The organism is Brevundimonas sp. NPDC055812 (assembly GCF_053616535.1).
Map to the genome: position 1 here is coordinate 13,503 of NZ_JBSHDX010000008.1, position 25,904 is coordinate 39,406.

Annotated in this window: 30 protein-coding genes; 10 read left to right on the forward strand and 20 right to left on the reverse strand. The window is 69.3% G+C overall.

The window, feature by feature from the left end; translation table 11 throughout:
* Positions 1 to 42 precede the first annotated feature (42 nt).
* Positions 43 to 1,059 carry a biotin synthase BioB gene (bioB, locus tag ACWGL1_RS13505; protein ID WP_452112283.1) on the forward strand — a complete coding sequence of 339 codons (1,017 nt, stop codon included), beginning with the start codon at positions 43 to 45 and terminating at the stop codon, positions 1,057 to 1,059.
* Complete coding sequence (locus tag ACWGL1_RS13510; RefSeq protein ID WP_452112284.1) at positions 1,056 to 1,562, forward strand: GNAT family N-acetyltransferase; 507 nt, start codon at positions 1,056 to 1,058, stop codon at positions 1,560 to 1,562. Before bioB ends, ACWGL1_RS13510 begins: the two co-directional genes overlap by 4 nt.
* On the opposite strand, the gene ACWGL1_RS13515 is transcribed toward ACWGL1_RS13510, so the two are convergent.
* The 12 genes from ACWGL1_RS13515 to ACWGL1_RS13570 all read right to left on the reverse strand — a co-directional run bounded on the left by ACWGL1_RS13515 (position 1,559) and on the right by ACWGL1_RS13570 (position 9,667).
* Positions 1,559 to 1,903 (reverse strand): hypothetical protein, encoded by a 345-nt coding sequence (locus ACWGL1_RS13515; RefSeq protein WP_452112285.1) that lies wholly within the window; start codon positions 1,901 to 1,903, stop codon positions 1,559 to 1,561. The two genes, ACWGL1_RS13510 and ACWGL1_RS13515, sit on opposite strands and share 4 nt — an antisense overlap.
* Positions 1,904 to 1,956: 53 nt before the next feature.
* Positions 1,957 to 2,154: a hypothetical protein gene (locus tag ACWGL1_RS13520; protein ID WP_128114909.1), complete on the reverse strand. Its 198-nt coding sequence runs from the start codon at positions 2,152 to 2,154 to the stop codon at positions 1,957 to 1,959.
* A 48-nt stretch (positions 2,155 to 2,202) separates the two neighbouring features.
* Entirely contained in the window at positions 2,203 to 3,444 is a 1,242-nt protein-coding gene (locus tag ACWGL1_RS13525) for a divergent polysaccharide deacetylase family protein (protein WP_452112286.1), read from the reverse strand.
* A gap of 87 nt (positions 3,445 to 3,531) precedes the next feature.
* Positions 3,532 to 4,944: a S41 family peptidase gene (locus tag ACWGL1_RS13530; RefSeq protein WP_338577155.1), complete on the reverse strand. Its 1,413-nt coding sequence runs from the start codon at positions 4,942 to 4,944 to the stop codon at positions 3,532 to 3,534.
* A gap of 137 nt (positions 4,945 to 5,081) precedes the next feature.
* Positions 5,082 to 6,176, reverse strand: coding sequence for a murein hydrolase activator EnvC family protein (locus ACWGL1_RS13535; RefSeq protein ID WP_452112287.1), 1,095 nt, complete (start codon positions 6,174 to 6,176; stop codon positions 5,082 to 5,084).
* Positions 6,176 to 6,640: a 23S rRNA (pseudouridine(1915)-N(3))-methyltransferase RlmH gene (gene rlmH, locus ACWGL1_RS13540; protein ID WP_291782666.1), complete on the reverse strand. Its 465-nt coding sequence runs from the start codon at positions 6,638 to 6,640 to the stop codon at positions 6,176 to 6,178. Before rlmH ends, ACWGL1_RS13535 begins: the two co-directional genes overlap by 1 nt.
* 27 nt (positions 6,641 to 6,667) lie before the next feature.
* Positions 6,668 to 7,102 carry a ribosome silencing factor gene (rsfS, locus tag ACWGL1_RS13545; protein WP_291782663.1) on the reverse strand — a complete coding sequence of 145 codons (435 nt, stop codon included), beginning with the start codon at positions 7,100 to 7,102 and terminating at the stop codon, positions 6,668 to 6,670.
* A gap of 135 nt (positions 7,103 to 7,237) precedes the next feature.
* On the reverse strand, positions 7,238 to 7,900 hold the full coding sequence (locus ACWGL1_RS13550) for a nicotinate-nucleotide adenylyltransferase (protein WP_312219558.1): 663 nt from the start codon (positions 7,898 to 7,900) through the stop codon (positions 7,238 to 7,240).
* Between the two features lie 116 nt (positions 7,901 to 8,016).
* On the reverse strand, positions 8,017 to 8,634 hold the full coding sequence (locus ACWGL1_RS13555; protein ID WP_125900381.1) for a DUF6655 family protein: 618 nt from the start codon (positions 8,632 to 8,634) through the stop codon (positions 8,017 to 8,019).
* Positions 8,631 to 9,071, reverse strand: coding sequence for a VOC family protein (locus ACWGL1_RS13560; RefSeq protein WP_312219560.1), 441 nt, complete (start codon positions 9,069 to 9,071; stop codon positions 8,631 to 8,633). The genes ACWGL1_RS13555 and ACWGL1_RS13560 overlap by 4 nt, the downstream gene beginning before the upstream one ends.
* Positions 9,072 to 9,079: 8 nt before the next feature.
* Positions 9,080 to 9,319 carry a zinc-finger domain-containing protein gene (locus ACWGL1_RS13565; protein WP_040346318.1) on the reverse strand — a complete coding sequence of 80 codons (240 nt, stop codon included), beginning with the start codon at positions 9,317 to 9,319 and terminating at the stop codon, positions 9,080 to 9,082.
* Between the two features lie 57 nt (positions 9,320 to 9,376).
* Positions 9,377 to 9,667: a hypothetical protein gene (locus ACWGL1_RS13570; protein ID WP_291782648.1), complete on the reverse strand. Its 291-nt coding sequence runs from the start codon at positions 9,665 to 9,667 to the stop codon at positions 9,377 to 9,379.
* Positions 9,668 to 9,869: 202 nt separating this feature from the next.
* On the opposite strand from ACWGL1_RS13570, the gene ACWGL1_RS13575 reads away from it, so the two are divergent.
* Entirely contained in the window at positions 9,870 to 10,844 is a 975-nt protein-coding gene (locus ACWGL1_RS13575; RefSeq protein ID WP_338577165.1) for an ABC transporter ATP-binding protein, read from the forward strand.
* Positions 10,845 to 11,041: 197 nt separating this feature from the next.
* Here ACWGL1_RS13575 and ACWGL1_RS13580 read toward each other — a convergent pair whose 3' ends face one another.
* Positions 11,042 to 11,452 carry a Tat pathway signal protein gene (locus ACWGL1_RS13580; protein WP_312219564.1) on the reverse strand — a complete coding sequence of 137 codons (411 nt, stop codon included), beginning with the start codon at positions 11,450 to 11,452 and terminating at the stop codon, positions 11,042 to 11,044.
* A 77-nt stretch (positions 11,453 to 11,529) separates the two neighbouring features.
* Between ACWGL1_RS13580 and ACWGL1_RS13585 the strand changes: the two genes are divergently transcribed.
* The gene (locus ACWGL1_RS13585; RefSeq protein WP_452112288.1) at positions 11,530 to 12,006 is read left to right on the forward strand and encodes an RNA pyrophosphohydrolase; all 477 of its coding nucleotides are present in this window, start codon (positions 11,530 to 11,532) and stop codon (positions 12,004 to 12,006) included.
* 271 nt (positions 12,007 to 12,277) lie between these two features.
* Here the strand turns inward: ACWGL1_RS13585 and ACWGL1_RS13590 are convergent, their stop codons facing one another.
* The 5 genes from ACWGL1_RS13590 to ACWGL1_RS13610 all read right to left on the reverse strand — a co-directional run bounded on the left by ACWGL1_RS13590 (position 12,278) and on the right by ACWGL1_RS13610 (position 17,188).
* A complete protein-coding gene (locus tag ACWGL1_RS13590; protein ID WP_003167474.1) occupies positions 12,278 to 12,547 on the reverse strand; it encodes an ATP synthase F1 subunit epsilon in 270 nt (89 codons plus the stop codon).
* Positions 12,548 to 12,550: 3 nt separating this feature from the next.
* Positions 12,551 to 14,089, reverse strand: a complete 1,539-nt coding sequence (gene atpD / locus ACWGL1_RS13595; protein WP_338577169.1) for a F0F1 ATP synthase subunit beta — start codon at positions 14,087 to 14,089, stop codon at positions 12,551 to 12,553.
* Positions 14,090 to 14,126: 37 nt separating this feature from the next.
* Complete coding sequence (locus ACWGL1_RS13600) at positions 14,127 to 14,996, reverse strand: F0F1 ATP synthase subunit gamma (protein ID WP_452112289.1); 870 nt, start codon at positions 14,994 to 14,996, stop codon at positions 14,127 to 14,129.
* A 37-nt stretch (positions 14,997 to 15,033) separates the two neighbouring features.
* Entirely contained in the window at positions 15,034 to 16,566 is a 1,533-nt protein-coding gene (gene atpA / locus ACWGL1_RS13605) for a F0F1 ATP synthase subunit alpha (protein WP_291782628.1), read from the reverse strand.
* Between the two features lie 67 nt (positions 16,567 to 16,633).
* Complete coding sequence (locus ACWGL1_RS13610) at positions 16,634 to 17,188, reverse strand: F0F1 ATP synthase subunit delta (protein ID WP_343830232.1); 555 nt, start codon at positions 17,186 to 17,188, stop codon at positions 16,634 to 16,636.
* A 332-nt stretch (positions 17,189 to 17,520) separates the two neighbouring features.
* On the opposite strand from ACWGL1_RS13610, the gene ACWGL1_RS13615 reads away from it, so the two are divergent.
* Positions 17,521 to 18,348: a TerC family protein gene (locus ACWGL1_RS13615; protein ID WP_291782620.1), complete on the forward strand. Its 828-nt coding sequence runs from the start codon at positions 17,521 to 17,523 to the stop codon at positions 18,346 to 18,348.
* A gap of 26 nt (positions 18,349 to 18,374) precedes the next feature.
* The gene (locus tag ACWGL1_RS13620) at positions 18,375 to 19,157 is read left to right on the forward strand and encodes a glutaminyl-peptide cyclotransferase (RefSeq protein ID WP_452112365.1); all 783 of its coding nucleotides are present in this window, start codon (positions 18,375 to 18,377) and stop codon (positions 19,155 to 19,157) included.
* Positions 19,158 to 19,319: 162 nt separating this feature from the next.
* On the opposite strand, the gene ACWGL1_RS13625 is transcribed toward ACWGL1_RS13620, so the two are convergent.
* Entirely contained in the window at positions 19,320 to 21,482 is a 2,163-nt protein-coding gene (locus ACWGL1_RS13625; protein ID WP_452112290.1) for a primosomal protein N', read from the reverse strand.
* 203 nt (positions 21,483 to 21,685) lie between these two features.
* On the opposite strand from ACWGL1_RS13625, the gene fsa reads away from it, so the two are divergent.
* The 4 genes from fsa to ACWGL1_RS13645 all read left to right on the forward strand — a co-directional run bounded on the left by fsa (position 21,686) and on the right by ACWGL1_RS13645 (position 25,006).
* Entirely contained in the window at positions 21,686 to 22,339 is a 654-nt protein-coding gene (gene fsa, locus ACWGL1_RS13630) for a fructose-6-phosphate aldolase (RefSeq protein ID WP_087141371.1), read from the forward strand.
* 23 nt (positions 22,340 to 22,362) lie between these two features.
* Positions 22,363 to 23,067 (forward strand): DUF484 family protein, encoded by a 705-nt coding sequence (locus ACWGL1_RS13635; protein WP_452112291.1) that lies wholly within the window; start codon positions 22,363 to 22,365, stop codon positions 23,065 to 23,067.
* Complete coding sequence (locus ACWGL1_RS13640; protein ID WP_452112292.1) at positions 23,049 to 23,978, forward strand: tyrosine recombinase XerC; 930 nt, start codon at positions 23,049 to 23,051, stop codon at positions 23,976 to 23,978. Before ACWGL1_RS13635 ends, ACWGL1_RS13640 begins: the two co-directional genes overlap by 19 nt.
* Before the next feature lie 65 nt (positions 23,979 to 24,043).
* Positions 24,044 to 25,006: a retroviral-like aspartic protease family protein gene (locus ACWGL1_RS13645; RefSeq protein ID WP_452112293.1), complete on the forward strand. Its 963-nt coding sequence runs from the start codon at positions 24,044 to 24,046 to the stop codon at positions 25,004 to 25,006.
* Positions 25,007 to 25,021: 15 nt separating this feature from the next.
* Here ACWGL1_RS13645 and ACWGL1_RS13650 read toward each other — a convergent pair whose 3' ends face one another.
* The gene (locus ACWGL1_RS13650; protein ID WP_338577181.1) at positions 25,022 to 25,813 is read right to left on the reverse strand and encodes an SDR family oxidoreductase; all 792 of its coding nucleotides are present in this window, start codon (positions 25,811 to 25,813) and stop codon (positions 25,022 to 25,024) included.
* Positions 25,814 to 25,904 lie beyond the last annotated feature (91 nt).

The window sequence follows — 25,904 nt, forward strand, 5'->3', positions numbered from 1 at the left end:
AGGCTTGGCGGATCGGGAGCAAGTCGTCTAAGCCGTCGTCCCATGGCTGACGACGCATCAATCCGACCCGCCCGCGATTTCTCGATCCCTCGCCACGACTGGACGCTGGAGGAGGTCGAGGCCCTCTTCGCCCGCCCCTTCATGGAGCTGGTGTTCGAGGCGGCGACGGTGCACCGGCGCACCTTCGACCCCAGCGAGGTGCAGAAATCCCAGCTGCTGTCGGTCAAGACCGGCGGCTGCGCCGAGAACTGCGGCTATTGCTCGCAGTCGGCCAGCTTCAAGACCGGGCTGAAGGCCGAGAAGCTGATGGAACCGACCCCCGTCATCGCCGAGGCCATGGCGGCCAAGGCGGGCGGGGCCAGCCGCTTCTGCATGGGCGCCGCCTGGCGCGAGCTGAAGGACCGCGACACGCCCAAGCTGGCGGCCATGATCTCGGGCGTGAAGGCGCTCGGCCTGGAGACCTGCGCCACCCTGGGGATGCTGAACGCCGATCAGGCGAAACAGCTGAAGGACGCGGGCCTCGACTACTACAACCACAACCTCGACACCGGGCCTGAGTACTACGCCGAGGTGGTGACGACCCGCTCCTATCAGGACCGTCTGGAGACGCTGCAGCACGTCCGCGACGCGGGCATGAACACCTGCTGCGGCGGCATCGTCGGCATGGGCGAGAAGCGGCGCGACCGCGCGGGCCTGCTGCACGCCCTGGCGACCCTGCCCGTCCACCCGGACAGCCTGCCGGTCAACGCCCTGGTCCCCGTCGGCGGCACGCCGCTGGGCGAGCGGGTGCTGAAGGAGGGCGAGATCGACCCGATCGAGTTCGTCCGCACCGTCGCTGTCGCCCGCCTGGTCTGCCCCAAGTCGATGGTCCGCCTGTCGGCCGGGCGCGAAGGCATGACGCCGGAGATGCAGGCCCTGTGCTTCCTGGCCGGCGCCAACTCCATCTTCGTCGGCGGCAAGCTGCTGACCACGCCGAACCCGGAAGAGGACGACGACGCTAGGCTGTTCGCCTTGCTGGACCTGAAACCCATGCCCGCCAAGGGCTGCGACGCCCATTGATCCGGGTCCGCCCGACGCGCGGAACGGACATCGGCCGTCTGGAGGCGGTGGAGCGGTCGGCGGCGACGCTGTTCCGCACCCTGCCCGATCTGGCCTGGATCGCCGACGACCATGTCGCCGGACCGGACACGCACCGCATAGCCGTCGCGCAGGGCCTGTCCTGGGTCGCGGTCGATGCGGCCGACCAGCCGATCAGCTTCCTGATCGCCGCCGAGACGGACGCGGACCTGCATATCCTTGAGCTGTCAGTCTCTGCTGAACATCAGGGGTGCGGCGCTGGGCGGGCGCTGATGGCGGCCGCGCGACAGGAAGCCGAGGTCCGCGCCAAGCGAGCGCTGACGCTGACCACTTTCCACGCCGTTCCGTGGAACGCCCCCTTCTATGCGCGCCTGGGCTATGCGGCGCTGACGTTTGCAGAAACGCCTGCCTATCTGCGCGAGACCCTGGCCGCAGAGGCCGCCAACGGCCTGACCGACCGCGTCGCCATGCGGCTGACGCTTTAGCCCTGCCGTGCGAGCCAGCCTCGCACGAGCCTGAGGTGCAGAGTGTGAGCGCCGATCCAGGCCAATCCCATGACGATCAGGACGCCGAAGTAACGCCGCGCGTCCGCGCTCTCCAGCGGCCCCAACAGACTCGCCATCGCCGTGGGGAGCAGGGTCAAGGCCGCCAGAATAGGCGTGAAGCTCAAGGCGACGTCACGAGGCGCACGCCATATTGACCGCCCGTCAAAGCCCCACTGCATCGGCAGCCGCATCTCGCGCGTCAGGCCTCTCGCAGCGCGCCAGGACATGGCCGCCAGCACGGCCACGAAAGCCAAAGCCAGGAACAGCGCGAACATCGTCATATCGACAGACGATCACGCCTACCCGAGCTAATCAAGCCAAGGGCCCGGGCTGGCTATTTGCTCATCCAGGGACGCGACGCCCCGCTCTTGATGCGAGCCGCCTGTTCGCGCTGGAAACGTCCGCCGCGCGGCGGCTTGGGCCGGGCGTCGATCGCCGCCTTCTTGAGCCGCAGCGCCCGCTGCACGGGCGTTTCGCCGGGAACGGCGTCTGCAGGTTCGGCGGCGGGGGCGTGATCGTCGTCGGTGCTCATGCCGGACTCTCTAACACGCCGACGCCTTCGCCGCGCGGATTATGCGGCCTACCGCCCCGGTCGCCGGGTCATCGCCGAAGCGGGCGCCAGTTGCAGGCCGCGCGCCTCCAGGCCCGCCGTCCAGCGGGCGGCGGCCTCGACGGTGACGGGGTAGGAGAAGCCGGTTCCCAAGGCCGCGCCGTTGGTCTTGGCGGCGGCCTCAAGGGCGTTGAACTGGCGCAGGATGGCGGCGGGGGTCTGTTCCTCGTCCACCACGCGGTCGGCGCTGGCGCGGGCGAAGGCGCCGGGGCGGCGGCGCATGGAGCCGTCGTCGAGGAAGGCCAGGCCGCGCTGGCGCAGGTTGGTCATCAGGGCCGTCACCCCCTCGTCCGAGGTCGCGAAACGATCGCCCAGATAGTTGGTCACGCCGAAATAGCCGGTGGCGCGCGCCAGCAGCCAGTCCAGCTTGACCGCCACATCGTCGGCGCCGCCGGACGACAGCAGGGTGTAGGGGCCGGGGTCGTTGTCGGGATAGCCGGTCGGCTCCATCGGCAGTTCGATCATCACCTCATGGCCGTGGGCGCGGGCCATGTCGATCCAGGTCTGCAAGCCCTCGGCGTAGGGCACGAAGGACAGCGTCACCTCGGCGGGCAGACGCTCGATCGCCGCGCGGGTCGTGGCGCTGTTCAGGCCCAGCCCGCCGACCACCAGGGCCACCATCGGCTTGCCGTTCGAGCGGAAGGGCCGGGCGTAGGCCTGGGCCGGGACGCGGCCGTCGGCGGCGATGCGCGGCAGGGGGCCGTTCGGGCCGGGCTGGAACAGGCCCGCGATCGGCGCCTTGGGCAGGGGGTTGGACGGCGCACGCACCGGGGCGCTGAAACCCTGCCCCGAGGCCACGCTGGCGCCGTCGGGCAGGGTGATCAGGGCTTCGCCCGCCATGCCTGCGCCCTCTTCGCCCATCAGGGCCGGGTCGATGGGGCCGAGATCCTGATAGATGTCCAGACCGCTGAAGCCGAAGGCCTCGGCGCCGGTCGGGGCCGTGTCGGCGGCGGCGGGCCGCTCCAGCATGGCGCTGGCCGTCGGCGCGCCCGCGCGCGGGTCGCCCAGCACGGCGACGAACAGGGCGGCCGCGCCGATGACGAAGGCCCCGGCCGCGCCCGCCGCGACGGGCGGCTTCTTCAGGGCGTTCAGGACCGGCTCCATGGCGAGGCGCGACCGGGGCTCCGGCGGCGCGCCTGCGGCGGCGGCGAGGGCGGACTGGCGCTTGGCGAACATGGTCAGGGCGTCGGCTCGGGCTGGCAGGCGCCGCACAGACGCGGCGCCCCTCAGCCTCAGTTAAGCCCTGCGCCGGTTAAGAAAGCCTAACAGCGCGTTCACCACGTTTGCGGGACGCGGCGGTCAGTCCGTCTTCGGTTCGTCCGGCTTGACCGTGACCGTCGGCGTTTCGGGCGTGTCGGTCTCCGCCTCGGCCGTCTCGACCTTGTCTTCGCCGGGTTCGGTGATGACGATCCCCTCAGGGGCGGCGGCCAGCTTGGCCAGGTCGCCGCCGGCGCGCAGCACGTCCAGCGCCCGCTCCAGCTGATAGTCCTTGTCCTTGGCGTAGTCGGCGCCCGGCGCTTCGCGCGGGGTGTGCGGGCCCTTGCGCTCGGCCCCGATGGAGGAGTCCAGCGCCGTCGAATAGGCGGCCTCCGAGTAGATGAAGCTGGAGCGCGAGACGATGCGCGCCTCGGCCTCGGAACGCGCAACCTCCAGGTCCGGCTCGATGCCGATCTTCTGGATCGAACGGCCCGACGGGGTGTAGTAGCGCGCCGTGGTGATCGACAGGGCGCCGTCCTGGCCGCCGCGCAGCGGGATCACCGTCTGCACCGACCCCTTGCCGAAACTGGTCAGGCCGACGACCGTCGCCCGCTCCTGATCCTTCAGGGCGCCGGCCACGATCTCCGACGCCGAGGCCGAGCCGTAGTTGATCAGCACCACCACCGGCAGGCCGCCGGTCAGGTCGCCCGGCTTGGCGGCGTAGCGTTCGATGTCCTCGGGCTTGCGGCCGCGCTGGCTGACGATCTCGCCGCGCTCCAGGAAGGCGTCCGACACGTCGATGGCCGCCGTCAGCAGGCCGCCGCCGTTGTTGCGCAGGTCCAGCACATAGCCCTTCAGGCCCGGCTTCTCGGTCTTCAGCCGCTCGATGGTCTCGGTCAGCTCGCGGCCGGTGTTCTCGTTGAAGGTCGAGATGCGCAGGTAGCCGAAGTCGCCTTCCAGACGGCCCGTGACGGATTCGACCTTGATGACCTCGCGCGTCAGCACGACCTCGCGCGGCTCCTCGCCGTCGCGCAGGAAGGTGACGGTGACGCTGGTCCCGGTGGCGCCGCGCAGCTTGTCCGAGACCTCGGACACGCTGAGGCCCGCCGCGTTCTGGCCGTTGACGGCGCTGATGACGTCGCCCGCCTGGACGCCGGCGCGACCGGCCGGGCTGTCGTCCATCGGCGAGATGACCTTCACCAGACCGCCTTCGGAGGTGATGGTCAGGCCGACGCCGGAATATTCGCCCGAGGTCCGCTCGCGCAGGTCGTCGAACCCCTTGGCGGGCAGGTAGTTGGAGTGGGGGTCGAGCGCCGTCATCATGCCCTGAAGGGCGGCCTCGATCAGCTTCTTGTTGTCGACCGGAACGACGTAGGCCTGCTCGACGATGCCCAGCACGTCGCCGAACATCTCGAGCATGCGGAAGGTCTCGTTGCGCGGGGTCTGGCTGGCCACGGCCGCCGCCGATCCGCCCAGCGCCAGGGCGGCGGCGCCCACGAGAAGCAGTTTACGCATTCGGTCTCTTTCCATCGGATCCGCTTTCGGCTCCGGTCGTCCAGGGCGGCGCAGGCGCCACGACGGCGCGCACGACAGTTGCGCCGATACAAACAGCGTCCGCGCCGATTTGAAAGGAATTTCGCGCGGTTGGCCCGCTACTGCAGCCAGGGCGCGGGATCGATGGGCCGTTCCTGGCGGCGCAGTTCGAAATAGGCCTCGCCGTCCTCGCCGGTGCGGCCCAGGGTCTGGCCGTCGGACACGCGCTGGCCGGTCTCGACCTCCAGCCGGTCGAGGCCCGCGATCACGGCGCGCCAGCCGGGGCCGAGATCGAGGATCACCACCTCGCCCCATTCCTTCAGGGGACCGGCGTAGGCGACGCGGCCCGCCGCAGGCGCGCCGACCGCCTCATGGCTGGAGCGCCAGCTCCATCCGGCGGAGCGGCCGCCGAAGCGTTGCGAGGGCGTCCCTGCGATGGGCGGCGTCAGGCGGCTGCGGCCTGCGGGCAGGCGGGCCGCCGGAGTCTCTTCGGGCGCTTCGGCGATCTGGGGCGCCTGCCCGCCCAGTTCCCGGATGCGGGCTTCCAGCGCCTTGGTCGCGCGTTCGGCCCGCGCCGCCTCCGCCCGCAGGACCGAACGCAGGGCGGTCTTGCGCGCCGTCAGCCCCTCGATCTCGGCGCGGCGGTCGTTCTGGGCGCTTTCGACGGTGAACAGGCGCTCGCTGGACAGGGCGGCCAGACGGCGGATGCGGCCGATCTCGGCCTGGCGCTCGACCAGGGTCTCGGCGCGTTTCTGCAGGTCGGGCGTGATGGCTCGGATCAGGATGGAGGCGCGCACCGTGTCCACCGCCTGGTCCGCCGGGATCAGCAGAGGCGGCGGCGGCTTGCGGCTCATCATCTGCAGCGCGGACAGCAGCCGTCCCTGCGCCGCGCGTTCGCGGGACAGGGCGGCGAGCAGGGCGGCCTCGCGATCGCCCAGTTCCTTCAGACGGGCGCGCTGGGCCTCCATCTGCACGTCGTCCTCGGCCTCGGCGCGGCGCAGCTCGCGCAGCTGGCGGTCCAGGTCGACGATCTCCTCGGCGGCGGCGGCGGCCTCGGCGCGCAGGCGGCGGGCGCGAGCCGTCTCGTCGCGATACTCGGCCTGAAGCCGGGTCAGCTCGGCGTTCGGCTGGACCGCGCGCTGGCTGGCCGCCGGCCCGGCCAGGGCCAGCAGCAGGCTGGAGGAGGTCAGAAGAAGAACGGCCCCGCGTCGCATCAGTCGCGATGATAGGGCGAACCGGCCAGGATGGTCACGGCCCGATACAGCTGCTCGGCCAGCATGGCGCGCGCCAGGGCGTGGGGCCAGGTCTGCGGTCCGAAGGCCAGGGTCGAACGGGCGGCGCGGCGCACGCTCTCGTCCAGGCCGTCGGCGCCGCCGATGACGAAGACCAGCCGCCGTTCCCCCTGATCGCGCAAGGCGGCCACGTGGTCGGCGAAGGCGCGCGAGGAATAGGTCCGCCCCCGCTCGTCGCAGGCGATCAGATGCGCGCCCTCGGCGGCGGCGAGCAGCAGCTCGGCCTCCGGCGCCTTGCCGGGCTTCTTCGGCTCAAGGTCGATGAGTTCGAGGGGCCCCAGGCCCAGCGGCCGGCCCGAAAGGGTCACCCGCCGGGCGTAGTCGTCGGCCAGGGCGGCCTCGGGACCGCGGCCCGGCTTGCCGATGGCCGCGATCGCCAGCTTCATGAGGTCAGCCCGCCGTCAAAGGAAGGATCAGCCGCGGACAGGGCCGCCGCGGTGGGCGCTGTCGACCGCCCAGATCTTCTCGATGTTGTAGAAGGTGCGCACTTCCGGGCGGAACAGGTGGACGATGACGTCGCCCGCATCCAGCAGCACCCAGTCGCAATGCGGCAGGCCTTCGACCTTCACCTTGCCCAGCCCCTGCTCCTTGAACAGGCGCAGCAGGTGGTCGGCGACGGCGCCGACGTGGCGGTGCGAGCGGCCCGAGGCCACGATCATGGCGTCGGACATGGGGCTCTTGCCGCGCAGGTCGATCAGGACGATGTCCTGGGCCTTGTCTTCGTCGAGTTTGGCGAGGATGGCCTGCTCCAGCTCGGTCGCGCCGACCGGCAGGGGCTGGCGCTCGTCGCTACTGGGGCCGTCCTCGGCCTGACCGTCTTCGGAATGGACGGAATCCATCAGGTCCATTTCGTGCGCCGCGTTCGAAACGGCGTCTTGCGCATCATGCGCGGTCGAGGGGGTCAGCGGAGGGCTCCGAGGCGATTACTAAAACTCCAGTCTAGCACGCCCGGCGTGAAAGGTCACCCGGCCTGCGACGACTCTTCACCCCGCCGCGCGCGTGGCCCGGATGGCGGTGGAGGAGCGGTGATTCAGCGGCGCGGTCAGATAGGTCCAGGCCGGCGCCTCGAGATTGGGCAGCAGACCCGCCTGGGCGGCGGGAATGCGATAGCGGGCGAAGCGCGCCGCCGCCGGGGCCGTACGGCTGTCCAGCAGACTGCCCGGCCGCGCGATCACCGCCACCGGCATCAGCCGCATGATGTCGGTCCAGCCCCTCCAGCGGTGGAAGCCCGCCAGATTGTCCGATCCCATCAGCCAGACGAAATGCACGCCGGGATGGCGGGCGACGATGGCGCGCAGGGTATCGACGGTCCAGCGCGTGCCCGCGCGCGTCTCGAAGTCCGAGACGATCATGGCCGGGCCGACGCTCGCCGCCACGGCGCGCGCCGAGGCCATGCGTTCGGCCAGGGGGGCGGTCTCGTGTCCGGACTTCAGCGGATTCTGCGGCGACACCAGCCAGACCACCCGGTCCAGGTCCAGCCGCTGCATGGCGGTGGCCGCCACATGGGCGTGGCCGTCGTGGGCCGGATTGAACGAGCCGCCGAACAGGCCGACCTTCATCCCCGGCGCCAGGTCCAGCCCGTCGCGCAGGGCGCCTCGGCGAAGACCGGAGCCTTTCGGCGCAGGACCGGCGTGGAAGAAGGACAAGGGCGTCTCTTGCGGCGGCGGCGAACGGATGAGCGCGGCCAACGCCTTATGCTCACCTGCGCCCTAACACGGTCCGAAGCGGCTGTCTCGCTCCGCGAACGGAGCGAGCGCTCGCGCTAGAATTCCTTCCAGCTCGAACCCGGATCACGCTCGCCCGGCTGGGCCAGCTGCTGGCCCCAGGTGATCATCATGAAGGCCTTGTGGCTGCGGATCTTGTACTGGCCGATCATCGGCGTGACGGCGCCCAGCGGCATCCCCGTGCGGGCGTCGTAGAGGAAGCCCGAGAACTCGGCCACGCCCATGCGGTCGCGGTTGGAGTAGAGCGACAGCTCCGGCAGGGAGACGACGTTCAGGCTCTCATTGATCGGCACCCGCATGTCGGGAATGCCCACCACCCGGCGCAGCTGGTCCAGCGACAGGGCGCCGGCGCGCACCTCGAAGATGGCGTCAGCCTCGCCGCGCTCGCGCACGATGGCGTAGCCCGCCTCCGACAGGGCGGCGCGGATGGCGCTCAGCGCATAGCGGGCGTTCTCGGCCTGGAAATAGGTCTCGTCGACGAAGACGCGCGCGCCCTGGGGGATCGGCAGGGTCAGCCCCTCGACCGCCCGGTCGGCGGCGCGGTTGACCAGCAGCATGTCGGTGGCCGTCCGCGCCGGATTGGTCTCCGTCACCGAGGCGCAGGCGCCCAGGCTCAGGACCGCCAGGCCCAGGATCAGCCGCGCCGAAACGCTCACCAGGCCCCCACGTTCGGCATGGAGGCCCAGGGCTCGGCCGGGGCCAGGCGCTCGCCCGCCTGCAGCAGCTCGATCGAGATGCCGTCCGGCGAGCGGACGAAGGCCATGTGGCCGTCGCGCGGCGGACGGTTGACGACCACGCCGCCGTCCATCAGGCGCTGGCAGGCGGCGTAGATGTCGTCGACCTGAAAGGCCAGGTGGCCGAAGTTGCGGCCGCCGTCGTAGTCCTGATCGTCCCAGTTGTAGGTCAGCTCGACCTCGGGCGACTTCTCGGCCTCGGCGCGGGCCTTGTCGGCGGGCGCGGCCAGATAGACCAGGGTGAAGCGGCCCGCCTCATAGTCGGCGCGGCGCGTCTCCTCCAGACCCAGCAGGTCGCGGTAGAAACGCATCGAGGCGTCCAGATCCTTCACCCGAACCATGGCGTGCAGATAACGCATGACCGGGCTCAGTGCGCCTCGGGCGGGCGGGCCGCCGGATCGAGATATTCGCTCTCAGGGTGCGGATGGGCCGACAGCACGAAGCGGCGGTCGCAGTAGCCGCACTCGATGAAATCGTCCTCGCCCATGTCCATGTAGACCAGCGGGTGGCCCAGGGCCCCGCCCCCGCCGTCGCAGGCGACGCGCTTGGTCGAGACCACGATCTCTTCGGGCGGAGGAATGACGGCTTCGAGATGGCGGGGAGGCATGATCCGGTCCGGTCTGGAAAGGCTTTGCGCCGTTCCTAGGCGGACCGGACCGTCAGGTCAAACGTCCGAGGCCGGCGCCTTGCGGCCCATCACCCGATCGAACAGGGCCTTGCGTTTCTTGAACAGGGTCAAGCCCAGGCACCCCGCGCCGACCCAAAGGCCGATCTCGCCGACCACGGCGGCGACCGCGGCGATGACCGCCGCCTGGGCCATGGGCAGATACTCAAGCTTGCCCGCCAGCAGGGCCAGGGTGAAGCCGGCATAGCCGACGACGCAGAACCCCATGGCGATGAAGCCGATCAGGCGGGTGCGGGTCAGGGGCTTGCGGGCGGAGACGGCGGCGGTCATGGCGTGTCCTTAATCCAAGGGAAGTTGTCTTTCTGACAAGCACGCTAGACACAACCGATACGATCGTCAAGCGACTTTGACATATCGTCTCGCAAACTTGTCCAGTTCGGCGCCCTGAGGCGCTTGGCGAACGGCCCTCGGCCCCCTACCTATGCCGTCCGGCCCCGCCTCCCCGACACCTGCCTGAGTTGAAGTCCGCGCCATGACACAAACGCCTCGCCTGCCCGTCAACGCCATCGAGGTCAGGGGGCTGAAGAAGACCTACAAGGGCTCACGCAAGTCGCCGCCGAAGACGGCCCTGCGCGGGGTCGACCTGACGGTGCCGCGCGGCTCGATGTTCGGCCTTCTGGGGCCGAACGGCGCGGGCAAGTCGACCCTGATCAACATCATCGCCGGGGTGGTGAACAAGTCCGAGGGCACGGTCCGCATCTGGGATCGCGACATCGACCATGAGGCGCGCGACGCCCGCTCGGCCCTGGGCGTGGTGCCGCAGGAGATCGTCGCCGACGTCTTCTTCACCCCGCGCGAGGCGCTGGAGGTGCAGGCCGGCTTCTACGGCGTGCCGGCGGACGAGCGCCGCTCGGACGAACTGCTGGCGGCGCTGGGCCTGTCGGACAAGGCCAACGCCTATGTCCGCGCCCTGTCGGGCGGCATGAAGCGGCGCCTGATGGTGGCCAAGGCCCTGGTGCACAATCCGCCGGTGCTGATCCTGGACGAGCCGACGGCGGGCGTGGACGTCGAGCTGCGCCGCCAGCTGTGGGACTATGTCCGCAAGATCAACGAGGAGGGGGTGACGGTGATCCTGACCACCCACTACCTCGAAGAGGCGCAGGAGCTGTGCGACACCATCGCCATCATCAACCGGGGCGAGGTCGTGGCCTGCGAGCCGACCGAACAGCTCTTGAAGCGGCTGGACACCCGCAATGTGGTGGTGACGCCCGAGACGGCGCCCGACACCCTGCCCGCCCTGAACGGCTTCATCGTCGCCCCGCGCGCCAACGGCGCCTTCGTCGTCACCTATCGCACCGGCGAATCCAGCGTCGAGCAGGTGCTGGCCGCCGTCCGCGCGGCGGGCGTGACCATCAAGGACATCGCCACCGAGGACCCGGATCTGGAAGACGTCTTCCTGGCCATGACCTACGGCGACACGAGCCGCCCCGATCCGACGCAGGACTGAGGCGCGAGCGTCGCGACGCCCCCTCGCCCGCCCGCTGCCTTCCCCACGCCGTCATCCTCGGGCTTGACCCGAGGATCCACTCATCCGCCTGCACGACATAGGCGAGGTCGAGCGCGCCCTGCGCTGGATCCTCGGGTCAAGCCCGAGAATGACGGCATGTGGGTGGGGGCGGGATTGGAACGTCAGCGGCTACCACCTCAGGCCGCCATCACCGTGCCGAGCAGAAGTTTCGCCCCCGGCCTGCCCAGAATGGCGTCGGTGGCGTGTTGCAGGGCGACCGCCAGCCATTCGACGTTCGGCGGCGCGTCCGGCAGCAGCCGCTCGGCGGCGATGCGGGCGATCTCATTGTAGGCGGCGCTGAGACGCGGCTGGGACAGGCGCGCCCGCTCCATCAAGGCGCCGTCGGCGATGTCGAGACCCGTCTCGACCGTCAACACGCCGCGTCGCCCGTCGCGGCGCAGAACCGTGGCCGTGGCGGTCGGCATGGACAGATAGCCGCCCTTGCCGCCCCCGCTCTTCTCCGCAGAGGCATGAGCGGCGCCGGCCGCCGCGAGGCCGCCGAGAGCCGCGCCGTTCAGAGCCAGGGCGATCAGTTGACGTCTGTCCATGACGCCACCCTAGCCGCGCGGCCTTTCCCGGACGTTGACGCCTAGCCCGCGTCGAGACGGCGGCGTATGCGAAGGACATGACCATCGATCTGTCCCTCTATCGCCCCAACGTCGGGGTCGTCCTGTTCAACCCGGCCGGCCAGGTCTGGTTCGGCCGCCGCGCCGACACGCCCGAGCCGTGGAACTGGCAGTTCCCGCAAGGCGGCGTCGACGACGGCGAGGACCTGGAAGCCGCCGCCCGCCGTGAACTGCATGAAGAGACGGGCGTGCGCTCCATCGCCCTTCTGGGCCGCACCACCGAATGGATTCCCTATGACTTTCCCGAGGGCCTGCCGAGCCCCAAGAGCTGGAAGGGGTTGAAGGGGCAACGCCAGCAGTGGTTCGCCTTTCGCCTCACCGGCGGGGAGGACGAGATCGACCTGAACGGCCACGGCGAGCCCGAATTCGACGCCTGGCGCTGGGGGCGGCTGGAAGAGGCGCCCGGCCTGATCGTGCCGTTCAAGCGCCCGGTCTATGAGCAGGTGGTGCGGGCGTTTGGGGAATGGGCCGCCTGACGCACTGACGCCTCTCTAGGCGCCCCCATCGCCCTTCTGATCCCACTGCCGTCATCCTCGGGCTTGACCCGAGGATCCAGCCGTCCGCGTGCGAAACCTTGGCCAGGTGGAGCGCGTCCCGCTGGATCCTCGGGTCAAGCCCGAGGATGACGGCAGAGTAGAGGGTAACGGCGAGAGAAGTGACGACGACGGAGGCGGCGTCGGGTCTGTCGCACGAAGAAGGCCCCTCGCCGCAAGCGAGGGGCCCTTGATCGTTTCAGCCGTGCGAACCTCAGTTCGCGGTCAGCTCCGAAGCCTCTTCGGCCAGGATGGTCAGGCCTTCGCCGTTGACGTCGGCGAAGCCGCCCTTGACCTCGAAGCGGCGGCGCTGGGCGCCGTCATAGACCGTCACCACGCCTTCGCGCAGGGTGGTCATGAAGGGCGCGTGGCCCGGCAGGACGCCGAAGTCGCCCTCGACGCCCGGCGCATCGACCTGATCGACCGAACCGGCGAAGACTTCGCGTTCCGGGGCGACGAGGGAGAAGTTCAGCTTACCGGCCATGGCTTAGGCTTCCGCAGCCATCTTGGCGGCCTTCTCGACGGCCTCTTCGATGGCGCCGACCATGTAGAAGGCGGCTTCCGGCAGGTGGTCGTATTCGCCGTCGCAGATCGCCTTGAACGAGCGGATGGTGTCGGCCAGCTCGACGAACTTGCCCGGCGAACCGGTGAACTGCTCGGCCACGAAGAAGGGCTGCGACAGGAAGCGGCTGATCTTGCGGGCGCGCGACACGACCAGCTTGTCGTCTTCCGACAGCTCGTCCATGCCCAGGATGGCGATGATGTCCTTCAGCGCCTTGTACTGCTGCAGGATTTCCTGAACGCGACGGGCGACGGTGTAGTGCTCCTCGCCGATCACCAGCGGGTCCATGATCCGCGAGGTGGAGTCCAGCGGGTCCACGGCCGGGAAGATGGCCTGGGCGGCGATGTCGCGGTTCAGAACCGTCGTCGCGTCCAGGTGGGCGAACGAGGCGGCGGGCGCCGGGTCGGTCAGGTCGTCGGCCGGGACGTAGATGGCCTGGATCGAGGTGATCGAGCCCTTCTTGGTCGAGGTGATGCGCTCCTGCAGGTTGCCCATCTCGGTGGCCAGCGTCGGCTGATAGCCCACGGCCGAGGGGATGCGGCCCAGCAGAGCCGACATTTCCGAACCGGCTTGCGTGAAGCGGAAGATGTTGTCGATGAACAGCAGGACGTCCTTGCCCTCTTCATCGCGGAAGTATTCGGCCTGGGCCAGGCCGGTCAGGGCCACGCGGGCGCGGGCGCCGGGGGGCTCGTTCATCTGGCCGTAGACCAGGGCGCACTTGGAGCCTTCGCCGCCGCCGGCGACGTTCACGTTCGACTCGATCATCTCGTGATACAGGTCGTTGCCTTCGCGGGTGCGTTCGCCCACGCCGGCCAGAACCGAATAACCGCCGTAAGCCTTGGCGATGTTGTTGATCAGTTCCTGCATGGTCACGGTCTTGCCGACGCCGGCGCCGCCGAACAGGCCGGTCTTGCCGCCCTTGGTGTAGGGGCAGATCAGGTCGATGACCTTGATGCCCGTGACTAGGATTTCCGACGAGGTCGACTGCTCTTCGAACGAAGGCGCCTCGCGGTGGATCGGGCGGAACTCGGTGGTCTTGATCGGGCCGGCTTCGTCGATCGGCTGGCCGACGACGTTCATGATGCGGCCGAGCGTGCCCGGGCCGACCGGGGCCATGATCGACTTGCCGGTGTCGACGACGGCCTGGCCGCGCGTCAGACCTTCGGTCGTGTCCATGGCGATGGTGCGGACCATGTTCTCACCCAGGTGCTGGGCGACTTCCAGGACCAGGGTGAAGGGCTCGCCCGTCTTCTGGTCGACGTTCTGGGTTTCCAGAGCGTTCAGGATGCCCGGAAGGTGGCCGTCGAACTCGACGTCGACGACGGCGCCGATGACCTGGGCGATCTTGCCCTGGGCCGTAACTGCGGCGGCGGCCTTCGGAGCGGCGGCCTTCTTGGGAGCGGCCGGCTTCTTTGCAGCCGTCTTGGGGGCGGCGGGTTTCTTCGGGGCGGTGGTGTCGGTCATCGGTGCTTGTCCGTGTCGAATGTCAGCTGTGTCGGGATCAGAGCGCTTCAGCGCCGGCGATGATCTCGATCAGCTCGGTGGTGATCTGAGCCTGGCGGGAACGGTTGTACTGCAGCGTCAGGGCGCTGATGAGGTCGCCCGCGTTGCGCGTGGCGTTGTCCATCGCGGCCATCTGGGCGCCGAAGAAGCCGGCCTGGTTCTCCAGCAGGGCGGCCAGGATCTGCGTCGTCAGGTTGCGCGGCAGCAGGGTCTCGAGGATGTCCTCTTCCGACGGCTCATACTCATAGAGCGCGCCGGCGTCCGACGAGGCGTCGGCGTCGACTTCGGCCGGGGCCAGCTGACGCGACGACGGGACCTGGGAGATCACCGACTTGAACTGGCTGTAGAAGAGGGTGACCTTGTCGGCCTCGCCCGCCTCGAACTTTTCGGCCAGCAGTTCGGCGATCGGCTGGGCCGCGTGCAGGCCCACCGTCTTGTGCTCGCTCAGTTCGAAAGTCTTGACGACCTTGTCGCCGAACAGGCGGGTCAGCTGGTCGCGCGACTTGCGGCCGACGGCCACGATCTCGACCGTCTTGCCGTTGGCGATCAGGCTGTTGATGTGGTCCCGCGCGGCGCGGATGACGTTGGTCGAGAACCCGCCCGCCAGACCCTTGTCGGCCGTGGCGACGACGACCAGGTGCTTCTGGTCGGCGCCGGTTCTGGTCATCAGGCGCGGGCCGTCGTCGCCGACGCCGGCCGCCAGGTTGGCGATGACCGAGGCCATCCGCGTCGCATAGGGGCGGGCGTTCTCCGCCTGCTCCTGGGCGCGCTTCAGCTTGGCCGCCGCGACCATCTGCATGGCTTTCGTGATCTTCTGCGTCGCTTTGACGCTTCCGATCCGATCGCGCATTTCCTTGAGGCTAGCCATCCGGCTCTGCTCTTCCTTTGACTACAGGGCCGAACGATCAGGCGAAGGTCTTGGCGAAGGCCGCCAGGATGTCCTTCAGCTCGGCTTCCAGCTCGGGCGTCAGGGCCTTCTTGGTGCGGATGCCGTCCAGCAGCGAGGCGTGGTTGGCGTGGATGCGGGCCAGCAGTTCGCTCTCGAAGCGGCCGACGTCCGAAACGGCGATGGCGTCCAGGTAGCCGCGCGTGCCGGCGTAGATCGACACGACCTGCTCTTCGACCGCCAGCGGCGAGTACTGCGGCTGCTTCAGCAGCTCGGTCAGGCGGGCGCCGCGAGCCAGCAGGCGCTGGGTCGAGACGTCCAGGTCCGAGCCGAACTTCGCGAAGGCGGCCATTTCACGATACTGGGCCAGCTCGCCCTTGATCGAACCGGCGACCTGTTTCATCGCCTTGATCTGGGCCGAGGAGCCGACGCGCGACACCGAGATGCCGACGTTCACGGCCGGACGGATGCCCTGATAGAACAGGTCCGATTCCAGGAAGATCTGGCCGTCGGTGATCGAGATCACGTTGGTCGGGATGTAGGCCGACACGTCGTTGGCCTGGGTCTCGATGATCGGCAGGGCGGTCAGCGAGCCCGAGCCGTAATCCTCGTTCAGCTTGGCCGAACGCTCCAGCAGACGGGAGTGCAGGTAGAAGACGTCGCCCGGATAGGCTTCACGGCCCGGCGGACGGCGCAGCAGCAACGACATCTGGCGGTAGGCCACGGCCTGCTTGGACAGGTCGTCATAGATGATCAGGCCGTGCATTCCGTTGTCGCGGAAATACTCGCCCATGGCGGTGCCGGCGAACGGGGCCAGGAACTGCAGCGGGGCCGGTTCCGACGCCGTGGCGGCGACGACGATGGTGTATTCCAGCGCGCCGGACTCTTCGAGGGTCTTGACGATCTGGGCCACGGTCGAGCGCTTCTGACCGATGGCGACGTAGATGCAGTAGAGCTTGGCCGACTCGTCGTCCGACTTGTTGACCGTCTTCTGGTTCAGGATGGTGTCGATGGCGACGGCGGTCTTGCCGACCTGACGGTCGCCGATGATCAGCTCGCGCTGGCCGCGGCCGACCGGGATCAGGGTGTCGATCGCCTTCATGCCCGTCTGCATCGGCTCGTGAACCGACTTGCGCGGGATGATGCCGGGGGCCTTCACGTCGACGCGGCGACGCTCGGTGAACTGGATTGGGCCCTTGCCGTCGATCGGCTCGCCCAGCGGGTTGACGACGCGGCCCAGCAGGCCCTTGCCGACCGGCACGTCCACGATCTCGCCCAGGCGGCGCACGTCGTCGCCCTCGGCGATGGCGGCGTCCGCGCCGAAGATCACGGCGCCGACGTTGTCGCGCTCCAGGTTCAGGGCCATGCCCTTCACGCCGGCCTTGGTGAACTCGACCATTTCACCGGCCTGAACGTTGTCGAGGCCGTGGATGCGCGCGATGCCGTCGCCGACCGACAGCACCTGGCCGACGTCCGAGACGTCGGCTTCCACGCCGAAGTTGGCGATCTGCGACTTGAGGATGGCCGAGATTTCGGCGGCGCGGATATCCATGATGGGCTCTTTCGGCTTTCGTCTTCGGTGCGGGCCCGCTGGCCCGGCTTGATCTGAAATTCGGGACTTAGGCGCGTTTCAGCGCAAAGGTCATCTGGTCGAGCTTGGTCTTCAGCGAGGCGTCGAACAGCTTCGAGCCCACCTTGACCTTGAGGCCGCCCAGGATCGACGGATCGACGCGGGCGGTCAGCTCGGGGTCGCGGCCCAGGGCGGCGCGCAGCTCGGCCTGGATCTTCTTGGTCTGGGCGGCGCTCAGGGCCACGGCCGAGACCACCTCGGCGGCCACGACGCCCGTCTTCCTGGCGTACAGCGCCTCGAAGGCGGCGATCACGCCCGGCAGGTCGGCCGCGCGGCCGTTCTGACCCACCAACCCGAGGAAGTTGCGCGTCGTCGCCTTGAACTTGGCCTTGTCGGCGATGGCCGCCAGACCCTTGGCCTGATCGTCCGAAGAGATCAGCGGCGAGGTCGCCAGACGGCGCAGGTCGGCGCTGTCGATCCAGGCCGCCTTGAGCGAAGCCAGATCGGCGCGCACGGCGTCCAGCGCCCCCGTCTCATCCGCCAGGTCGAACAGCGCCTGTGCATACCGTCCGCCGACTTCCGTCGTCCTGAATTCGTCCGCCACTTATATTTGGTCCGCGTCTGAAGCGTTTGGATCAAGACCGGCCGCAGTCGCCCGCGCCAGTCAAGGGCCTGAAATGCTTGTAGAAAGCACGCTGGGGACGCATCTTTCGATACGCCCTTCGCTAAAGCCGCGCGGCTGATACCATGCAAGGCGGAAACCCGCAACCAAGGGGCGCGGAACGATAACGCCGCACCCGCGCTCTCTTTGGTCTAAGATGGACCGGCCAAGCTGGAGCGATCAGAAGAGCCTGCGACGATGACGACGCGGCTGGGCGCTTGATGCGCGCTCACGCTCCCGTTACCGAAAAATCCTAACCTCCATCAGGAACCCCGATGCTTGAAAGCATAACCCCGCTGCTGACCGATCCCGCCGCCTGGGCGGCCCTCGTGACCCTGGTCGTCATGGAGGTGGTGCTGGGGATCGACAACCTGATCTTCATCTCGATCCTGTCGAACAAGCTGCCGCCCGAACACCGCCAGCGCACGCGCCGCATCGGCATCGGTCTGGCCCTGATCATGCGCCTGGGCCTGCTGGCCACGATCGGCTGGATCGTCGGCCTGACCACGCCGGTGTTCGACCTGGGCTTCCACGGCGAGACCTTCGACACCGCCTTCTCCTGGCGCGACCTGATCCTGATCGCCGGCGGCCTCTTCCTGGTCTGGAAGGCCACCAAGGAAATCCACCACGCCGTCGACGTCACCCCTTCGAACGACATGCTGGAGAAGGACAAGAAGGACGTCGTCATCAACAACGTCGGCGCCGCCATCGTCCAGATCATCCTGCTGGACCTGGTGTTCTCGGTCGACTCCATCCTGACCGCCGTGGGCATGACCGATCACGTGCCGATCATGATGGTCGCCGTCATCATCGCCGTGACCGTCATGCTGCTGGCCGCCGACCCTCTGGCGAACTTCATCGACAAGAACCCGACCGTGGTCATGCTGGCCCTGGGCTTCCTGCTGATGATCGGCGCCGTGCTGATCGCCGACGGCTTCGGCGTCCACGTGCCCAAGGGCTATATCTACGCCGCCATGGCCTTCTCGGCCCTGGTCGAGGGCCTGAACATGTGGTCGCGCAACGCCCAGATCAGAAAGAACCAGGCCGAGGAAGCCGCCAAGGCCGCCCTCAACAAGGCCGAAACCGCCGAGCCCGGCGTCTAGACGTGCGTATCGGGCCGGTCCTGGCGATGCTTCTGCTGGCGCTTCCCGCGTCGGCGGCGGCGCAGACGCCGGGGCCGGCCCCCTCTTCTTCCGCCGCCCAGCCGGCCCGGGTTCCGGTCTACGGCTATGAGGTGGTGCGGACCTTCCCCCACGATCCGACCGCCTTCACCCAGGGCCTGGTCATCCGCGACGGCGTGCTGATCGAGAGCACCGGCCGCGATCCCCCCAGCGTGCGCCGCGTGCGGCTGGAGGACGGCGTCGTGTTGCAGAAGCGCGAGCTCGATTCTCAATATTTCGGCGAGGGCCTGACCGAGAAGGACGGCCGCGTCTTCTCCCTGTCCTGGATCAACGGCGTCGGCTTCATCTGGAATGCGGACGACCTGAAGCCCGTCTCCCGCTTCGCCTATGCGGGCGAAGGCTGGGGACTGACGCACGACGGGACGCGCCTGATCCTGTCGGACGGATCGGCGGCCCTGCGCTTTCTCGACCCCGACACCCAGGCCGAGACCGGCCGCGTCTCCATCACCCTGAACGGCCGCCCGGTGCGCCAGTTGAATGAGCTGGAATGGATCGACGGCGAGGTCTGGGCCAACGTCTGGCAGACCGACTACATCCTCCGCATCGACCCTGAGTCCGGCCGGGTGGTCGGCGTCATCGACCTCAGCGGTCTGCTGCCGAAGGATCAGGTGAAGGATCCGGTCGACGACGTGCTCAACGGCATCGCCTGGGACGCGCAGAACCGCCGCCTGTTCGTCACCGGCAAGAACTGGCCCAGCCTGTTCGAGATCCGGCTGACCGGGCCGAGGTAGGCCCTTCCTCCCGCTCATCCCGGCGGACGCCGGGATCCAGTCCTTTGGCTGAAAACGACCGCCGTCCGAGGCTCTCACTGGGCCCCGGCGTCCGCCGGGGTGAGCGGAAGCGAGACGGTCTGCGCTCAAGCAGCGAGCCGCCGCGCGGCGAGCGATAGCGCCCTACAAGAAACTATAGGGATCCACGTCCACGGTCAGCCGCACCGAGGCCGGAACCTTCACCCGCGCCAGCCAGGCGCGCAGGAAGGCCTGCAGGTTCACGTCGCGGTCGGCCCGCACCAGCAGCCGCTTGCGCCGTCGCCCGCGCACCAGCGCCAAAGGCGCGTCGGCAGGGCCGTAGACCTCCAGCCGCTCGGCGTTGGGGATGGCCTCGGCCAGGTCGCGGGCGACCTTCTCGACCGCCATGGCGTTCTCGCTGGACAGGATCAGCGCCGCCAGACGGCCGTGCGGCGGCAGGGAGGCGGCCTCGCGCTCGGCCATCTCGGCCTCGACGAAGGCGTCGCGGTCGCCCGCCGCCAGGGCCATCAGCACCGGGTGTTCCGGCGTCCAGGTCTGCAACAGGGCGCGGCCCGGCCGATCCGCCCGCCCCGCCCGCCCCGTGGCCTGCGCCAGCAGCTGATAGGTGCGCTCGGCCGCGCGCAGGTCGCCGCCGCGAAGCCCTAAGTCCGCATCGACCACTCCGACCAGGGTCAGGCGCGGGAAGTTGTGGCCTTTCGCCGCAGCCTGGGTGGCGACCAGGATGTCGATCTCGCCGTCGGCCATGGATTGTATGAGGGCGCGGGCCGACTTGCCGTCCGGCACGGTGTCCGAGCTGAAGACGGCGGTGCGGGCCTGTGGGAAGAGTTGGCGCACCTCCTCCTCGACCCGCTCGACCCCCGGCCCGACGGGCACCAACGAGTCCTCGGCCCCGCACGAAGGACAGGCCTTGGGCTTGGGCATGGAGAAGCCCGTCAGATGGCAGACCAGCCGCCCGGTGTAGCGATGCTCGACCAGCCAGGAATCCGTGTCCGGCGCCGTCAGCCGGTGCCCGCAGGCGCGGCACAGCACCACCGGGGCATAGCCGCGCCGGTTGAGGAACAGCAGGCTCTGCTCGCCCCGCGCCAGCGTCTCGCCGATGGCTTCGCGCAAGGGCTGAGACAGCCAGGTTTGCGGATCGGGCGGACATTCGCGCAGGTCGATCAGGCCGATCTCGGGCAGCACCGCCGCCCCGTGTCGCGCCGCCAGCTTCAGCCAGCGATACCGCCCCTGATGGGCGTTCCACAGCGTCTCCAGCGACGGGGTTGCCGAGGCCAGGACCACCGCCGCTCCCTCGATCCGCGCCCGCGCCACGGCCAGGTCGCGACCGTGATAGACCAGCCCCTCTTCCTGCTTGAACGAGCCGTCGTGCTCCTCGTCCACCACGATCAGGCGCAGGTTGGCGTAGGGCAGGAACAGGGCCGAGCGCGCGCCGACCACGATGTTGCAGCGCCCGGCGACCACCGCCTCCCACGCCTGACGCCGGCGCGGGGGGGCGACGCCGGAATGCCATTCGGCCGGGGCGACGCCGAAGCGGGCGGTGATGCGCTCGATCACCGCCTGGGTCAGGGCGATCTCGGGCAGCAGGATCAGCACCTGCGCCGTCGGATCGGCCCGCAACGCCCGCGCCGCCGCCTCCAGATAGGCCTCCGTCTTGCCCGAGCCCGTCACCCCGTCCAGCAGGAAAGGCGCGAAGCCGCCCGCCGCCACGGCCTCGGCGATGGCGGCCGCAGACGCCGCCTGATCGGGGTTCAGCGTCGCAGGCGCATGGTCGGGATCGGGCGGATCGAAGGCGGCGACCGCCTCGACCTCGAACGCCTCCAGCACGCCTTCGTCGACCAGCCCCTTGACCACCCCGGACGAGACGCCCGCCGCCCGCGCCAGATCGGCCGCTGTCATGGCCCGCACGCCCAGCGCCTCCAGCACCGCCGTGCGCGCCGCAGTAGGGCGAGCGGGACTGCGCCCCTCGACGCGCCGCACGCGCCGCTCGGGGCGAGGCCGGGGCGCGCGCAGACCCTTCAGCGCCGTCGCCGCCATTTCGCCCGGCGGGCTCAGCGTCCAGCGCGCCGCCCATTCGACGAAGTCCAGCGTCCGTTCCGGCAGGCGCGGATCGTCCAGCACCTGCTCGACCGCCTTGAGCTTGCGATTGGAGCCGGTCGTCTCGAACACCTCGGCCACCACGCCCCGGATCAGGCGCGGCCCCAGCGGCACGGCGACCTGATCGCCGCGCGCGACCGCCAGCGCCTCGGGAACCGCATAGTCGAAGGCTTCCGGCACGGGCAGGGGGATGAGGACGGAGGCGACCTTCACCGCGCGCCCTCGCACGCCCGCAACGCCGACGTCCGATACCGACGTCGCGCCCTGCCATGATCGCCGCCCTTCGCCACGCCCGGCGAAGCGATTTCAGACGATTCAGACGAATTGGACTCTGTTTTTTTGGTCACGGAGTCTGAAATATCCCCGGCCGCGAAAGACGGTCGCTTCCGTCACAACTCGGCGCTAAAACTGGTCTCATGAAACTCTTTCTCGACACCGCCGACGTCGCCGTCATCAAGGACCTGCTGCCCACCGGGATGGTGGACGGCGTCACCACCAATCCTAGCCTGATCGCCAAGTCGGGTCGCAACATCGCCGAGGTCATCGCCGAAATCTGCGCCCTGGTCGAGGGGCCGATCTCGGCCGAGGCCGTGGCCACCGATTTCGAGACCATGGTCAAGGAGGGCGACAAGCTGGCCTCGATCGCCCCCAATGTAGTGGTCAAGCTGCCGCTGACGTGGGACGGTCTGCGCGCCACCCGCGCCTTCGCCGACAAGGGGATCAAGACCAACGTCACCCTGTGCTTCTCGGCGGCCCAGGCCATGCTGGCGGCCAAGGCGGGCGCGACCTTCATCTCGCCCTTCGTCGGTCGCCTGGACGATGTCGGCGCCGACGGCGTGGGCCTGTTGGAAGACATCCGCACCCTTTACGACATCCACGACTTCAGCACGGAAATCCTGGCCGCCTCGGTGCGCAATCCGGACCATGTGACCGCCGCTGCGCTTGCCGGCGCCGACGCCTCGACCATTCCGGCCGACGTTTTCAAGGCTTTGGTCAAGCACCCGTTAACCGACAAGGGGTTGGATGCGTTTCTGGCGGACTGGGGCAAGACCGGTCAGTCAATTCTGTAATTTAGACCCGATGAGAGGTCCGCTTGAGCACTTCCCTGGACCTCTCCACCGACCCGGCGGCGCCAGGCCTGCACTGGCCTGAGGTGCGCGCCTGGCTCGGCGATCACGCTGAACACCTGCTGGATGATCGCGCCCTGCTGGAAGAGCTGGGCCTGGCCGCCACCGGCCGCAACGTCGTCGACTTCGGCCGCGCCGCCCTGGCGCGGCTGGAGGCCGTCGCCCAGCGCGAGGCGGGCGCCCGCAAGCTGATCGAAGAGATCGCCCGCGCCAACTTCGCCGCCCAGACCCAGACCCACGTCGCCGCCCTGGACCTGATGGAGGCCCGCACCCACGCCGAACTGGCGCGGCAGCTGGACGCCGTGGCGCAAGGCCGTTTCGGTCTGGCGGGCGCCGCCGTGGCGATCGAGAAGCCGGGGGCCGTCCCCTTCGGCTGGAAAGCGCTGGAGCCAGGCCGCGTCGACGCCCTGCTGGGCGAGGACGGCCTGCACTGGCTCGGCCCCAACTTCACCGGCCTCAGCCTGTTCGGCCCTTCCGAGGGCGAGGTCGCCTCGGTCGCCCTGGTGCGGATGACGTTGCGCGCGCCGGGCGAGGCTGCGCCCCGCGCCGCCCTGTGCGCCTTCGGCTCGGGCGAGGACGACGGCTTCACCCCCGCCATGGGCTGCGAACTGGTGGCCTTCGTCGCCCGCGTCGTCGAACGCATGGCCGAGCGATGGCCGCTGGAAGCCTGACCGCGCAGGGCGCTCTGGCCGCCTGGCTGGAGCATCTGGCCCATGAGCGCCGCCTGTCGCCGCGCACGCTGGAGGCCTACGGCCACATCGGCCGGCTGTATCTCGCCTTTCTGGAGCGCCATCGCGGAGGGCCGCAAAGCGCGGCGGACCTCGGGTCCGTCACGGCGGCCGATGCACGCGCCCATCTGGCCGAGCGCCGCAGCGGGGATCGCCCGCTCAACGCCCGCTCGCTCAGCCAGACCTTGGCCGCCATCCGGGGCTTTCACGCCTTCCTCGACCGGCGCCTGGGCGTGGCGACGCCGCAGTTGGCCCTGGTGCGCGGGCCGAAAATCAAGCCATCCCTGCCCCGCCCGGTCAGCGAGGATCAGGCGAAGGGACTGCTGCACGAACCCGAGGCCGATCCCGACATGGAGCCGTGGGAGGCCGCACGCGACCGCGCCGTCCTGACCCTGCTCTACGGCTGCGGCCTGCGGATTTCAGAGGCCCTGTCGCTGAAGCGATCGGACGCGCCCCTGCCCGACAGCCTTCGCATCACCGGCAAGGGCGACAAGACGCGCATGGTCCCCGTCCTGCCGCAGGTGCGCGAGGCGACGGACGCCTATCTGGCGCTGCAGCCCTTCGTCATCGACGCCGATCAGGCCCTGTTCCGCGCGCGGCGCGGCGGTCCCCTGAGCGCCCGCCATGTGCAGGCGACGGTGCAGCGGCTGCGCGGGCGCCTCGGCCTGCCCGCCTCGGCCACGCCCCATGCGCTGAGGCACAGCTTCGCCACCCACCTGCTGGGCGCCGGCGCCGACCTGCGCTCGATCCAGGAGCTGCTGGGTCACGCCAGCCTGTCGACGACGCAGAAATACACCCAGGTCGACGCCGCCCGCCTGCTGGCCGCCTATAGCCAGGCCCACCCGCGCGGGTGACTGTTCAGCACACGGAAAAGGCGCCAGATTTGGCTTGGGGATGATCGCGGGACGGGAGTTCGCGCGTGTGCATAGCCAGTGTTCCCGATCGACGCGCGCTGCTGACGCTGTTGCTGGCGACGGGCGTGCTCGGCCTGGCTAGGCCGCTCTGCGCCCAGAACGAACCGGAAGCCGAAGCCCGCCTGCTAACTAATCTTTTGACGCGCATGGCGGTCGAGGTTGAACTAGGGCGACGGCGCGCCCTCTTCGTCATCGACACCGGCGCCGAGCGCACCTCGATCTCGGATCGCCTTGCTGCGGAGCTGAAGCTGGCGGCAGGCCCCCTTGTACGCGTCCACGGCATCACTGGGTCGGTGCTCGCACCAACCGCGCGTCTGCCCCAGTTGAGCTTTTCACAGCGACGTTTCGCCGATCTGATCCTGCCGATCTTCCCCTACGCGCTGCTGAGAACGGATGGACTTCTGGGTCTGGACGCCCTGTCGCGCTTCCGCCTGACTCTGGATTTCCACAACAGGCGCGTGCTCCTGGCGCCCTCGTATGGTCCAGGCTCCACCAGCGTGTTCGCGGAGGGCCGCGCCAGCCGCCTGCCCTTCGTCGAAAGCCTGGTTCAGGAGAACCTGTTTCAGCGTCTACTGATCAGCCGCGTCGTCGCTGACGGCGTCGAAGCCGTCGCCTTCATCGACACCGGGGCGCAGTATTCCATCGGCAACCACGCCCTGATGCGGACGCTGGATGCACGCCTGGGCCGAGTGGATCGTCCGCAGGCGCGAGTATACGGCGTGACCGGCCAATCGCTGATGGCCGAGGTCGGGCAGGTTTCAAGCCTGCAGTTGCATCAAAGAGACCTGGGCCTCACGCCCCTACTGTTCGCCGATCTGCACGCCTTTCACATACTCGGCCTGATCGAGCCGCCCGCCTTGCTGCTAGGGGCGGACGTACTGACTCGGTTCGACCGCGTGGTGCTGGACTATGGCGCTAGGCGCATCGGCTTCGGCAGCGTAACGCGCCGGCCGCCATCGTCCGCATAAGGCGATAATTACGCCTCAGATGGCCCTGACCGCTCCGCCGTCCACCCGGATCAACGAGCCGGTGACATAGCCCGCCAGCGGACTGGCCAGGAAGGCGGCCACGGCGCCGAATTCCTCTGTCGCGCCGATGCGTCCGGCGGGGATAGACTTGACCGACTCGGCGCGTGCGTCCTGCGGCGTCGCGCCCGTGGCGGCGGCGCGGGCGGCGTCCAGCCGTTCGATGCGCGGCGTGTCGATGCGGCCCGGCAGCAGGGTGTTGACCGTCACCCCGTTGGCCGCGACCTCGCCCGCCAGCGTCTTGGCCCATGCCGCCACCGAGGCGCGCAGGGTGTTGGACACGCCCAGCGTCCCGATCGGCTCGATCACGCTGGTCGAGGCGACGTTCAGCACCCGCCCCCAGCCCATCGACCGCATTCCCGGCATCACCCGGTCGGTCAGGCGGAAGACCGACAACACCATGGCCTCGAACTGCTCACGCCACAGCGCCGGGTCCAGCCCCGCCACGCCCGAGGGCGGCGGCCCGCCCGTGTTGTTCAACAGGATCTGGATCGGCCCGCCCAGACCCGCCTCGGCGACGTCCACCGCCTTCAGCAGGGCCTCGTGATCCGCCAGGTCGGCCGGGGCGATGATCGCTCGGCCCGGCCCCATGGCGTTCAGTTCATCGGCCGCGGCCTGCAGCTTGACCGCATCGCGCGACAGCAGAGCCACATGAGCGCCCTCGGCCACAAGGGCCGTCGCCACCGCGCGGCCGAGACCGCTGGAGCCGCCGCAGATCAGGGCGCGTTTGCCGGTGAGTTGAAGGTCCATGCCGTTATCCCCTGCCTCATGAAGCTTTCGCCGCTGACATGGGCGCAGGCGCGACCGATTGCGAGCCCCGTCGACCAAAGTCGCGGGCGAG